Raw genomic sequence first — 13,095 nt, 5'->3', positions numbered from 1 at the left:
ATTTTTCCTCAAGCCAAATTGACAACGGCGGACTCGCGAGCCCCCTGCTGTGCCGAATGTTGGAACCAGGCCAATTGCCCGTGCAAATTTACGACTTCGCCAATCACTAACAGTGCTGGCGTGGGCGCGGCCGCAGCCAGCGCCTCCAGTTGATCCAATGTGCCGGTCAGCACCTGCTGATCCTGACGCGTGCCGCGCCCAATCACCGCCACCGGCGTGGAGGCGGCGCGGCCATGTTCGATAAGCCCGGCAGCGATTTCCGCCGCTTTCACCGTGCCCATATAAATCGCTAAGGTTTGACGTGCGCGCGCCAGCGACGGCCAATCAATGCCGTCGCCATCCGCGCGACAGTGACCGGTAATAAACAGCACGCTCTGCGCGTGGTCGCGATGGGTCAGTGGAATACCGGCATAGGCGGTTGCGCCTGCTGCAGCGGTGATGCCCGGCACCACCTGGAACGGAATGCCCGCGGCCTGCGCCGCCTGCAGCTCTTCGCCACCGCGGCCAAAAATAAACGGATCGCCGCCTTTCAGGCGCACTACGCGTTTACCCTGTTGCGCCAGCGTCACCAGCATCTGATTGGTCTCTTCCTGCGGCACCGAATGCGCACCAGCGCGTTTACCGACGCAGATGCGGTCGGCATCGCGCCGCACCAGCTCAAGCACTTCGTCGCTGACCAGATGGTCATACAGCACCACATCGGCCAGCTGCATCACCTGCAAGCCACGCAACGTCAGCAAACCGCTGTCGCCTGGACCGGCGCCTACCAGCGTAATTTCGCCCTGATTGTCGCTATCGTTTTCCAGTTCGTGATCCAGCGTGCGCCGCGCTTCATGGACGTTACCCGCCGCCATCTGGCTGGCGAACAGACCGTTAAAGGCGCGCTCCCAGAAGCGACGGCGGTCAGACATGCGGTGATAGCGCTGCTTCACCTTGTCGCGCCACTGCCCGGCCACTTCCGCCATCTGCCCGAGATTGGCCGGCAGTAACGCTTCAATTTTTTCACGCAGCAGACGCGCTAACACCGGCGCGGTGCCGCTGGAGGAGATGGCCACCACCAGCGGTGAACGATCGACAATCGACGGGAAGATAAAGCTGCACTTCGGCTGATCGTCCACCACGTTCACCAGCTTGTGGCGCGCATTGGCGGCATCGAACACCTGCGCGTTAAGCGCGTTGTCATCGGTAGCGGCAATCACGAGGAACACGCCATCCAGCTGTGCCGGATCGAAGCGGTGGGCGATCCATTCAATCGCCTCAATTTCCAGCAGCGCCTGCAGCTCATGACCGAGTTCGCGCGCGGCGACCAGCACGCGCGCACCGGCACGCCGCAGCAGTTCTATTTTGCGCGCCGCGATGTCGCCACCGCCGACAACCAGCACCGGACGGCTTTTGAGATCGGCAAAGAGAGGCAGATAATCCACGTTAACCTTGCTAGTTTTACAATAAGTTAACGCGACTATACGTCCCGGCCTTCCAGCAGATGAAATTACGAATTGGAATGAGTAGTTACCGAATGGAATAACGACCCAGGATTGCTGATAACATTTTGTGCTTAACAAATGATATTGCTGGTGTTTCAGAGCAAATCAAATTGTGCAAGCGTCGTCACAGTTTCATACTAAGTCGGAATTTTTTTAGCATGACCGGATGTCAGAAAAGGACGCTAACTATGTTTGCCACTCTCCGCCGCACTGTGCTGGCTGCACTGCTCGCGGGCGGTTTGCCTTTCTTTGTTCAGGCTGCGAGCAACAACACGCCAGGACATTTTGCCGAACAGCAGCTTCGCCATATCGCCACCTATTTCCCCGGCCGCATGAGCGGCAGTCCCGCCGAGTTGCTGACTGCCGATTATCTGCAGCAGCAGTTTAGCCAGCTGGGATATCAGAGTAATACCCGCCAGTTTAAAACCAGCTATAGCTGGCTGGAGAAAAAGGGTGAGAGCCGCACCCACAAAGTTACGGCCACGTCGGTGATTGCCGCGCGGGCCGGTGAAGTACCGCAGGAGATCCTGATCGTTACGCATCTGGATACCTGGACGCCGCTCAGCCGCCACGAAGCCGATAACAATCTCGGCGGCCTGCGTTTGCAGGGTGTGGATGACAATGCCTCCGGGCTTGGCGTGATGCTGGAGCTGGCGCAGGCGCTCAGCAAAACGCCGCTGCACTACGGCGTGCGCTTTGTGGCGCTGAGCGCCGGTGAAGCGGGTTTGCACGGCATGGATGATTATCTGGCGCGTATGAGCGCGCAGGAGAAGAAGAACACGCTGCTGGTGATCGATCTGAATAGCCTGATTGTCGGCGATCATCTCTACTTTAACAGCGGCATGAATACGCCAGCGGCAGTGCGCAAACAGACCAGCGCGCGTGCCGTGCAGCTGGCGCACCGTTACGGTATCTCCGCCGCCAGCCACGCGATGACCGCACGCGATTATCCTGGCGTCAATCCGTTCGACAAAGCCGGCATGCCACTGATGGATGTCACCGCCGCCAACTGGACGCTGGGCAACAAAGATGGGCAGCAGCAGCGCGCGCGTTCCAGCCACTTCCCGGAAGGCAATGTGCGCCATCAAACCGAGCGCGATAATCTCAACTACCTCGATCACTGGCTGCCTGGCCGCATCACCCAGCGCACGCATGACAGCGTGAAGATTCTGCTGCCGCTGCTGACCGAGCTTGCTAATCCGACAACCTGAGGATTCCCTATGTACGTGGTATATCTAGACTATTTTCGTCCGGTAGAAGAAGTGGAAGCGTTACTGGAACCGCACATTAGCTGGCTGGATCGCTATTTCGCTAACGGCGTGTTTATCGCGGCGGGACGCAAAGATCCACGCACCGGCGGCGTGCTGTTGGTGAAGGATATTGATCGTGCGCGATTAGATACCATCCTGGCGGAAGATCCGTTTGTGGCGGTGGCGCATTATGAAGTGACGAAAGTGAATATGACGCGTGCGGCGGAAGAGTTTGCGGGGTTGCAGGGGGTTTGATTGTGCTGGCTGTACTCATACTTGATTGTGCTGGCTGTCCCCCATCCCGGCCTTCCCCCGCTAGCGGGGGAAGGAGACGCTGCCACATGCAACTTCAACACTCACATGTGGCAGCATCTTCCTCCCCCATTCATGGGGGAGGACCGAGGAGGGGGAAAGCGAGCACAAACCAAGGATGGGGGACAACGAGCACCTACCAATCAACCTTCATGCAACCCGCACTCGCGCTTCAGGCCGAAGAAGCGTGTCTCTTCCTCTGCCATGCCCGGTTCCCACTTTTTGGTGGTATGCGTATCGCCCACTGACAGATAACCTTCATCCCACAGCGGATGGTATTTCAATCCGTGTTGGGTCAGATACTGATGCACCTGACGGTTATCCCAATCAATGATCGGCAGAATCTTGAACACGCCGCGCTGCACCGCCAGCACCGGCAAACTGGCGCGACTGCCAGACTGATCGCGGCGCAGGCCAGCAAACCAGGTTTGCGCGCCCAGCGTTTCCAGCGCGCGGTTCATCGGTTCCACTTTGTTGATCTGGTTATACTGCTCAATCCCTTCGACGCCCTGCTCCCACAGTTTGCCGTAACGCGCTTCCTGCCATGCCGCTGAGGTCTCCGCACGGAAGATTTGCAGGTTGAGATTGAGCTTGTCGGTCAGCTCATCAATAAAGCGGTAAGTTTCCGGGAAAAGATAACCGGTATCGGTCAGGATCACCGGAATGTCCGGCTTCTGCTGCGTCACCATATGCAGCAAAACCGCCGCCTGAATACCGAAGCTGGATGACAGCACAAATGCGCCCGGCAGCTGTTCTAATGCCCAGCCCACGCGTTGTTCAGCGGAGAGTTTCTCCAGCTGCACATTGCTTTCCGCCAGCGCCATGATGCGGTCAACTTTTGATGAACCATTCAGTGCTGCGAGATCGAGTACCGTCATACTGCCTCCGAGTCCCAGAAATCACGGGCGGGATCAACCACGGCTTTAATGATGCCGGTGCGAATCACGAAGTCGCCGAAGCCTTCGTTGGCCTGACGCTCGGTTGCCCAGCGCGCCACCAGCTCATCAATGCTGGCGAGGATTTCGCCTTCGTTGATGTTCTCACGGTACATGCGTGGAATGCGCGTACCTTCGCGGTTGCCGCCAATGTGTAAGTTGTAACGGCCCGGCGCTTTGCCCACCAGACCTAACTCCGCCAGCAAAGCACGGCCACAACCATTTGGGCAACCGGTAACGCGTAACACTATGTGCTCTTCGCCGACACCATGCTTATGCATGATCTCTTCCACTTTGGTCACGAACGACGGCAGGAAGCGCTCGGCTTCTGCCATCGCCAGCGGACAGGTCGGGAACGCCACACACGCCATCGAGTTCTCACGCTGCGGCGTGACCGCTTCCATCAAACCGTGTTCACGGGCGATGGCTTCGATCTGCGCTTTTTGCTTCTCCGGCACGCCAGCCACAATCAGGTTCTGGTTAGCCGTCAGACGGAAATCGCCCTGATGGATTTTGGCAATTTCGGCGATGCCGCGCTTCAGCGGACGGCCAGGATAATCCAGCAGACGGCCGTTCTCAATGAACAGCGTCAGGTGCCATTTCTCATCGATGCCTTTCACCCAGCCAACGCGATCGCCGCGCGAGGTGAACGCATACGGACGAATCGGTTCGAAGGTCAGACCGGCACGCTTTTCCACTTCCGCTTTGAAGGTTTCAACACCGACGCGTTCCAGCGTGTATTTGGTCTTGGCATTTTTACGATCGGTACGATTCCCCCAGTCGCGCTGCGTGGTGACCACCGCAGCCGCCACGTCGAGGATCTTCTCGACCGGCAGAAAGCCGAATTCGCTTGCGGTGCGCGCATACGTTGCTTTGTTGCCGTGATCAATCGACAAGCCACCGCCCACCAGCAGGTTAAAGCCAATCAGCTTGCCCTGCTCGGCGATGGCGATGAAGTTCAGGTCATTGGCGTGCAGATCGACATCGTTATGCGGCGGCACCACCACCGTGGTTTTGAATTTACGCGGCAGATAGGTTTCGCCAAGAATCGGCTCTTTATCGGTGGTGGCGACCTTCTCTTTGTCCCACCAGATTTCCGCGTAAGCGCGGGTTTGCGGCAGCAGATGCTCTGACAGCTTTTTCGCCCACTCATACGCTTCCTGATGCAGCTCTGATTCCACCGGATTCGAGGTGCAAAGCACGTTACGGTTCACGTCGTTGGCGGTCGCCAGCGCATCCAGCCCGACTTCGTGCAGCATCTGGTGCGTCGGCTTGACGTTCTTCTTCAGAATGCCGTGAAACTGGAAGGTCTGGCGGTTGGTCAACCGGATGCTGCCATAAATGGTTTTATCGGTGGCGAATTTATCAATTGCCAGCCACTGCGTTGGCGTGATGATGCCGCCCGGCAGACGGCAACGCAGCATCATGGCGTGACGCGGTTCGAGTTTCTGCGCTACACGCTCGGCACGAATGTCGCGGTCATCCTGCTGGTACATACCGTGGAAACGGATCAGCAGGAAGTTGTCGCCGGTGAAGCCGCCGGTCAGGCCATCGTCGAGATCGTCGAGGATGGTGCCGCGCAGGTAGTTGCTCTGTTTTTTCAGACGCTCAGCGTCGACCAGCTTGCCTTCAACGACCAGCGGTCCAGGATGTTTTTCGCTCATTAGTAAACGTCTCGCTGATAACGGCGCTCAATGCGCAGCTCACTTAAAAATTCGTCAGCCGTTTCACGATCCATGCCGCCGTGTTCGACCACCACATCCAGTAATGCCTGCTCAACGTCTTTCGCCATACGATTGGCGTCGCCGCAGACGTAAAGGTGTGCGCCTTCCTGTAACCAGCTCCACACCTCCGCACCTTTGGCGCGGATTTTATCTTGTACGTAAACCTTCTCGGCCTGATCGCGCGACCATGCCAGATCAATATGGGTCAGCAGGCCATCTTTGACATACTTCTGCCACTCCACCTGATAGAGGAAATCATCGGTGAAATGCGGGTTACCGAAGAACAGCCAGTTTTTACCGCCTGCGCCATCGTTATCGCGCTGCTGCATAAAGGCGCGGAACGGCGCGATGCCGGTGCCCGGACCAATCATGATCACTGGCGTTTCCGGGTTAGCCGGTAAACGGAAGTTATCGTTGTGCTCGATGAAGACGCGAATTTCGCCTTCTTCCTCAATACGATCCGCCAACCATGTTGAGGCGCCGCCGCCGCGCTGACGACCGTCGATTTCAAAGCGCACCGCACCTACGGTGATGTGCACTTCGGTTTCGTTCTCCGCCTGCGATGAGGCGATGGAGTAGAGGCGCGGCGTCAGAGGACGCAGCAGGCCGGTTAATTGTTCGGCATTCAGTTCGGTCGGTGCCTGACGCACCATATCGACAATCGGGAAGCTCTGCGCATAACTCTGCAGCTTCGGCTTGTCACCGGCCAGCGCCAACAGCGCATCATTGCGGGATAGCGCCGCATACTGTTCAACGATTTGTGGCGTGTTAACCGTCAGTTCGAAATGGGTTTTCAGCGCTTCGGCTAGCGGCAGGGTTTTGCCCTGCACCTCAACCTGCTCGTCACCTTTCAGCCACACCAGCTGCAGCAGTTCCTGCACCAGCTTGTCATCGTTTTCAAACCACACGCCGAGTGCGTCGCCCGGCTGGTAGCGCAGGCCAGAATCGCCAAGGTCGATCTCAATGTGACGCACATCTTTATCCGAATCGCGTCCGGTGATCTTCTGGTTGGCCGCCAGGCTGGCCACCAGCGGCTCTTCTTTGGTGTACGGGCTGCTGTCGACCAGGTTAACGCTGCCCGCCGCGGTGATGGCGGCCTGTGCTGGCGATTCGCTCGGCACACGCGCTTTCAGAATCTCGGTGATCTGCTGACGCCAGGCGTTCGCCTGCTCTTTGTATTCAACATCGGCATCCACACGATCCAGCAGACGTTCTGCACCCAGCTCAGCCAGACGTTCATCGAAGTCTTTACCGGCTTTGCTGAAAAACTCATAAGAGGTATCGCCGAGACCGAACACCGCAAACGCTGTGCCTGCAAACTTCGGCGCTTTCTTCGACAGCAGGAATTTATGCAGCGCCACCGCCTCTTCCGGCGGCTCGCCCTCGCCTTGCGTGGAAGTTACCACCACCAGCAGCTTTTCCTGACCGATCTGCTTGAATTTATAATCGCCGGCGTTAACCAGATTGACGCTCAGCTTGGCAGCCAGCAGGTCATCACGCAGTTGCTCAGCCAGGCGACGCGCGTTACCGGTCTGCGAGGCGGAGATCAGCGTAATGGTCGGGGTTTCTGCCTGCACAGGCGCTGGCGCGGCAGCCGCACCCGGCGTCTGATTGACCATGCCCCAGAAATAGCCGGAGAGCCAGGCCATCTGAGTGGTGTTGAAATCCGTGGTCGCCGCCTGTAAGCGCGCGAGTTGCTCCGGTGATAACGGAAGCAGTGAACCTGGTGCCTGAGTCGTCATTGCGTTAAAAATTCCAGTGTCAGAAGTCCGGATCAATATGTTGCGAAAGAGTGCGTAGGTTACCGGGCTGTATATTAACGATTAAATACGCCTTCGACATATTAAATAACCAAAATGACTAAGTGGTTTTTCGGGTAATGTTAACCAGCAAAAGTGGTAAATGAAGGCGATATGATTCAATGAGTTAATTAGGCGTTTTGCTGTCGGCATGGCGCAAAATGCCCTTTTCGTTGCCAGCGGGTGCGAAAAATCTGCAATTCAGGTAGACTTCAGCGGTTTTTAAGTCTGAGAGCCATTATGTCTACCACGTTATTTAAAGAGTTCCAGTTTGAATCTGCCCACCGCTTACCTCACGTGCCGGAAGGCCATAAATGTGGGCGTTTGCACGGCCATTCATTCCTGGTGCGATTAGAAATTACCGGCGAAGTGGATGCGCATACCGGTTGGGTGATGGATTTTGCCGAACTGAAGGCGAAGTTCAAGCCGCTGTATGAACGCCTCGATCATCACTATCTGAATGACATTCCGGGTCTGGAGAATCCTACCAGTGAAGTGCTGGCGAAATGGATTTGGGATCAGATGAAGCCGATTCTGCCGGAATTGAGTGCGGTAATGATTAAAGAGACCTGCACCGCCGGCTGCGTTTATCGCGGTTGAGGTCAGTGAAGCCGTAACCGTGAGTGAGGTCGCCATGCATGGCGACCTTAGAACTCAGGCAATATTCAGGTATTTGTGCGTCTGCATCGAAAGCCGCCAGTTGCGGGCGATACAGGTTTCAATACAGAGTTTCGTTGCCGCATCACCACGGCTGATCGGTTGCAGTGCCACAATACGCTTTTTATCGTCGTGTAATCCTGCCAGCAACGTATCTAACGCTTCCACATCACGCTCACGCGCCACCGGATGTTTAATCTCATCGGCACGCTGCAGTGCCTGCGGCAAAACATCATAGCCACCGCGCATGTTCACCTTGGGTGAAACCGTCACCCATGTTGCGTCGGAACACTGCACGTCGTGCGTGCCGCTGGTTTCGATCTGGCAGGCAAAACCCGCCGCTTCTAATTGTTCCGTCAAAGGGCGCAGATCAAAAATCGCCGGTTCGCCGCCGGTGATCACCACATGACGTGCGGTCCAGCCCTGACGTTGGATGGTGTCGATCAACATGGCCGCATCGGCGCTGCCCCACGCATCGCTTTCCACGGTTTTGACCAGAATATCACCCAGCGAGGTCTCCCGATCCGCCCGCTTTTCCCAGGTATGTTTGGTATCACACCAGCTACAGCCCACCGGACATCCTTGTAAGCGGATGAACAGCGCCGGAACACCGGTGTAAAAACCTTCGCCCTGCAGCGTCTGGAACATTTCGTTAATCGGGTAGAACATTATTTACTCACGTCTAAAATTTGAGGCGCAGATTATGGCAGATCTTATGCGCCAGGTCACAGCTGCTTCGTGCCAAATAAAAGCAAAAGCCCCGCACAAGGCGGGGCTTCATTCAGACGATGCTGCCCTCAGGCAGCATACTCAAGCGATTACGCCTGGCCTTTAACTTCTTTCAGACCGTTGAACGGTGCTTTGCTGCCCAGCGCTTCTTCGATACGAATCAGCTGGTTGTACTTAGCTACACGGTCAGAACGGCTCATAGAACCGGTTTTGATCTGGCCAGCCGCCGTACCTACCGCCAGGTCAGCGATGGTTGCATCTTCGGTTTCACCTGAACGGTGTGAAATCACCGCGGTGTAACCAGCATCTTTCGCCATCTTGATTGCAGCCAGAGTTTCGGTCAGTGAACCGATCTGGTTGAATTTGATCAGGATGGAGTTAGCGATGCCTTTATCGATACCTTCTTTCAAGATCTTGGTGTTGGTTACGAACAGATCGTCACCCACCAGCTGGATTTTGTCGCCCAGCACTTTGGTCTGGTAGGCGAAACCAGTCCAGTCAGATTCATCCAGACCGTCTTCGATAGAAACGATTGGGTACTGTTTGGTCAGGTCTTCCAGGAAGTGGGTGAACTCTTCTGAAGAGAAGGCTTTGTTGCCTTCGCCAGCCAGCACATATTTGCCGTCTTTGTAGAATTCAGATGCTGCGCAGTCCATCGCCAGGGTGATGTCTTTGCCCAGTTCGTAGCCTGCTGCTTTTACCGCTTCAGCGATAACAGCCAGCGCTTCGGCATTAGAACCCAGGTTTGGCGCGTAGCCACCTTCGTCACCAACTGCAGTGCTCATGCCTTTAGACTTCAGCACTTTTGCCAGGTGATGGAAGACTTCAGAACCCATGCGGATCGCTTCTTTCAGGGTTGGCGCGCCAACCGGCTGAATCATGAATTCCTGGATGTCGACGTTGTTGTCGGCGTGCTCACCACCGTTGATGATGTTCATCATTGGCAGCGGCATAGAGTATTTGCCTGGGGTGCCGTTCAGTTCAGCGATGTGTGCGTACAGCGGCAGGCCTTTAGAGGCAGCAGCAGCTTTAGCAGCAGCCAGTGAAACCGCCAGAATGGCGTTAGCACCGAAGTTAGATTTGTTCTCAGTACCGTCCAGCTCGATCATGATCTTATCGATGTTCGCCTGGTCTTTGGCATCTTTACCGGTTACCGCGTTAGCGATTGGACCGTTAACAGCCGCAACCGCTTTGGTTACGCCTTTGCCCAGGAAACGAGATTTGTCACCGTCACGCAGCTCCAGAGCTTCGCGAGAACCGGTTGATGCACCTGATGGCGCAGCAGCCAGACCAACGAAACCGCCTTCCAGATGCACTTCTGCTTCTACAGTTGGGTTGCCACGGGAGTCGATGATTTCGCGACCGATGACTTTTACGATTTTGGACATTCGATTTTCCTCAGTACAAGTTAGTCAATCCTAAGACAAACAACGCGCGAAAAGTTCGCGCGTTGTTCGTGAAACTTACTTCGCTAAACGCTTCTGGTGTTCCTGCGCGGCTTTCACAAAGCCAGCGAACAGCGGATGACCATCGCGTGGGGTCGACGTGAATTCCGGATGGAACTGACAGGCAACAAACCACGGGTGGTTCGGGATCTCAATGATCTCAACCAGCTGATCGTCGCCAGAACGACCGGCAATATGCAGACCCGCCGCTTCAATCGGCTTCAGCAACATATTGTTTACTTCGTAACGATGACGGTGGCGTTCGGTAATGATTTCAGAACCGTACAACTGACGCACTTTGCTTTCCGGCGTCAACTGGCACTGCTGGCTGCCCAGACGCATGGTGCCGCCCAGATCGCTCTGCTCAGTACGCTGTTCAACGTTGCCCTCTTCGTCACGCCATTCGGTGATAAGCGCAACCACCGGATACTTACAGTCTGGCACAAATTCCGTAGAGTTCGCGCCTTCCATACCGGCAACGTTGCGGGCAAATTCCATCAGCGCAACCTGCATACCCAGGCAAATTCCCAGGTAAGGCACGTTGTTCTCACGGGCGTATTGCGCCGTCATCATTTTGCCTTCCACACCGCGGTAGCCAAAGCCGCCAGGGATCAGAATAGCATCCAGATCTTTCAGTAATTCGACACCGCGCGTTTCAACATCCTGCGAGTCGATCAATTTGATATTCACGGTAACGCGATTTTTCAGGCCACCGTGTTTCAAGGCCTCAATCACTGACTTGTACGCATCCGGCAGTTCGACATATTTGCCGACCATACCGATGGTCACTTCGCCGCCCGGATTGGCTTCTTCGTAAATAACCTGTTCCCATTCGGCCAGGTTCGCTTCCGGCGCGTTCAGATTGAAACGCTTGCAGATGTAATCATCCAGACCTTGCGATTTCAGCATGCCTGGAATCTTGTAGATGGAATCCACATCTTTCAGGGAAATAACCGCTTTTTCTGGCACGTTACAGAACAGCGCGATTTTAGCGCGTTCGTTCGCCGGCACCGCGCGGTCAGAGCGGCAGATCAGCACGTCTGGCTGAATCCCGATCGACAGCAGCTCTTTCACTGAATGCTGGGTTGGCTTGGTTTTCACTTCGCCTGCGGCCGCCATATATGGCACCAGCGTCAGGTGCATGTACATGGTGTGTTCACGACCGACATCGACCGCCATCTGACGAATCGCTTCGAGGAACGGCAGGGATTCGATATCACCCACGGTACCGCCGATCTCGACCAGAACCACGTCATGACCTTCGCCGCCTTCAATGATGCGTTCTTTGATGGCGTTGGTGATGTGTGGAATAACCTGAATCGTGGCGCCCAGATAGTCACCGCGACGCTCTTTGCGCAGCACTTCTGAGTAGATACGACCGGTAGTAAAGTTGTTACGGCGCGACATTTTGGTGCGGATGAAGCGCTCGTAGTGACCTAAATCCAGATCGGTTTCGGCCCCATCATCGGTAACAAATACTTCACCGTGCTGCGTTGGGCTCATGGTACCCGGATCGACGTTGATGTACGGATCGAGTTTCATGATGGTCACATTCAGACCACGTGCTTCAAGGATGGCTGCGAGGGAGGCTGCGGCAATGCCTTTGCCCAGAGAGGAAACGACCCCGCCGGTCACAAAAATATAATTCGTTGTCATGCTGAACCTGAGAGTTTAGGTTTAAAGACGGTGGAATAACCAAGACGGGAAAATAGTATACTTGAAGTCGTCTTAAGCCACAATTGATGAATCACACCATCGTCCTCCACAGGTAAGCCGGTAACATAGCGGATAGCATGGTGCGAAATGTTGATGTACGTCACAAAGTCGCCGCAAGGCTGAATCGAGTAAGCTCAAGCGGCGAATTTATGCGCAGCGCTGGAATAATCGCCAGATTCGCTTACTGTTTGTTCTCGCTCACTTTCACCTGCTGCCAGGCGGCTTCCATTTGATCCAGGGTCGCATCGCTCATGGCTAACCCTTGTGAGGCGATGATGGCTTCAACTTCGCGGAAGCGGCGCTCAAATTTATCATTGGCTTTCTGCAAGGCGACTTCCGCTTTGCTGCCTAGATGGCGCGACAAATTGACGGTCGCGAACAGCAAATCACCGATTTCCTCTTCCAGCCTGGCGTTATCCACCACCGCTTGCTGCGCTTCGTGCATCACCTCATCGATCTCTTCATGCACTTTATCCAGCACCGGGCCGAGATTGTTCCAGTCGAAGCCCACCGAGCTGCAACGCTTCTGAATTTTGTGCGCGCGCATCAATGCCGGCAGCGCTTTAGGAATGTCGTCCAGCGCCGAGTGCTGCGATTTTTCTGCGCGTTCACTGTGCTTGATGGCTTCCCAGTTTTTCAGCACTTCTTCGCTGGTTGCAGCCTGAACATCGCCAAAAATGTGCGGATGACGGCGCTCAAGTTTGTCGCTGATGGCGTTGCAGATGTCATCGAAATTAAAGCGCTGCTGCTCATCGGCCATCTGCGCGTAGAACACAACCTGAAACAGCAGATCGCCAAGTTCACCGCGCAGATCGGCAAAATCTTCACGTTGGATGGCATCGATCACTTCGTAGGTTTCTTCCAGCGTGTAAGGCGCGATCGAGGCGAAGGTTTGCTGACGATCCCACGGGCAGCCGCGCTCCGGGTCGCGCAAGGTTTGCATGATGGTGAGCAGGCGATTTAAGGGCGTCATGAAAGGATCCTTTGGGAAAATTTTGGGAGAGACTGCACCGGTTATAAATACGGCAGCGTCTTCTTCCCCCG

General features: G+C 55.6%; 11 protein-coding genes. 3 read left to right on the top strand and 8 right to left on the bottom strand.

The window, feature by feature from the left end:
- Positions 1 to 8: 8 nt before the first annotated feature.
- The gene (gene cysG / locus KVT28_RS17460; RefSeq protein WP_101762601.1) at positions 9 to 1,424 is read right to left on the bottom strand and encodes a siroheme synthase CysG; all 1,416 of its coding nucleotides are present in this window, start codon (positions 1,422 to 1,424) and stop codon (positions 9 to 11) included.
- Positions 1,425 to 1,672: 248 nt separating this feature from the next.
- On the opposite strand from cysG, the gene KVT28_RS17455 reads away from it, so the two are divergent.
- A complete protein-coding gene (locus KVT28_RS17455) occupies positions 1,673 to 2,695 on the top strand; it encodes an aminopeptidase (RefSeq protein ID WP_101762600.1) in 1,023 nt (340 codons plus the stop codon).
- A gap of 9 nt (positions 2,696 to 2,704) precedes the next feature.
- A complete protein-coding gene (locus KVT28_RS17450; RefSeq protein WP_101762599.1) occupies positions 2,705 to 2,989 on the top strand; it encodes a YciI family protein in 285 nt (94 codons plus the stop codon).
- A gap of 200 nt (positions 2,990 to 3,189) precedes the next feature.
- On the opposite strand, the gene KVT28_RS17445 is transcribed toward KVT28_RS17450, so the two are convergent.
- The 3 genes from KVT28_RS17445 to cysJ are packed head-to-tail and all read right to left on the bottom strand — an operon-like array spanning position 3,190 to position 7,447.
- Positions 3,190 to 3,924: a phosphoadenylyl-sulfate reductase gene (locus KVT28_RS17445; RefSeq protein ID WP_101762598.1), complete on the bottom strand. Its 735-nt coding sequence runs from the start codon at positions 3,922 to 3,924 to the stop codon at positions 3,190 to 3,192.
- Positions 3,921 to 5,645 carry an assimilatory sulfite reductase (NADPH) hemoprotein subunit gene (gene cysI, locus KVT28_RS17440; protein WP_101762597.1) on the bottom strand — a complete coding sequence of 575 codons (1,725 nt, stop codon included), beginning with the start codon at positions 5,643 to 5,645 and terminating at the stop codon, positions 3,921 to 3,923. The genes KVT28_RS17445 and cysI overlap by 4 nt, the downstream gene beginning before the upstream one ends.
- On the bottom strand, positions 5,645 to 7,447 hold the full coding sequence (gene cysJ, locus KVT28_RS17435; protein WP_101762596.1) for an NADPH-dependent assimilatory sulfite reductase flavoprotein subunit: 1,803 nt from the start codon (positions 7,445 to 7,447) through the stop codon (positions 5,645 to 5,647). Before cysJ ends, cysI begins: the two co-directional genes overlap by 1 nt.
- Positions 7,448 to 7,744: 297 nt before the next feature.
- Here cysJ and queD point away from each other — a divergent pair, with 297 nt between their 5' ends.
- Positions 7,745 to 8,104 (top strand): 6-carboxytetrahydropterin synthase QueD, encoded by a 360-nt coding sequence (gene queD / locus KVT28_RS17430; RefSeq protein WP_167391191.1) that lies wholly within the window; start codon positions 7,745 to 7,747, stop codon positions 8,102 to 8,104.
- 54 nt (positions 8,105 to 8,158) lie between these two features.
- On the opposite strand, the gene queE is transcribed toward queD, so the two are convergent.
- From queE to mazG, 4 genes are all read right to left on the bottom strand, one after another.
- Complete coding sequence (gene queE, locus KVT28_RS17425; RefSeq protein WP_101762595.1) at positions 8,159 to 8,830, bottom strand: 7-carboxy-7-deazaguanine synthase QueE; 672 nt, start codon at positions 8,828 to 8,830, stop codon at positions 8,159 to 8,161.
- Positions 8,831 to 8,979: 149 nt separating this feature from the next.
- Positions 8,980 to 10,278, bottom strand: coding sequence for a phosphopyruvate hydratase (gene eno / locus KVT28_RS17420; protein WP_101762594.1), 1,299 nt, complete (start codon positions 10,276 to 10,278; stop codon positions 8,980 to 8,982).
- A 75-nt stretch (positions 10,279 to 10,353) separates the two neighbouring features.
- Positions 10,354 to 11,991, bottom strand: coding sequence for a glutamine hydrolyzing CTP synthase (gene pyrG, locus KVT28_RS17415; protein WP_007891723.1), 1,638 nt, complete (start codon positions 11,989 to 11,991; stop codon positions 10,354 to 10,356).
- 241 nt (positions 11,992 to 12,232) lie between these two features.
- Positions 12,233 to 13,024 (bottom strand): nucleoside triphosphate pyrophosphohydrolase, encoded by a 792-nt coding sequence (gene mazG, locus KVT28_RS17410; protein WP_101762593.1) that lies wholly within the window; start codon positions 13,022 to 13,024, stop codon positions 12,233 to 12,235.
- Positions 13,025 to 13,095 lie beyond the last annotated feature (71 nt).

This window comes from Pantoea sp. GbtcB22, from assembly GCF_019091025.1.
GTDB lineage: Bacteria > Pseudomonadota > Gammaproteobacteria > Enterobacterales > Enterobacteriaceae > Pantoea > Pantoea leporis.
The sequence above is the reverse complement of the archived record's forward strand: the minus strand, read 5'-3'. Positions and strand labels throughout refer to the sequence as shown.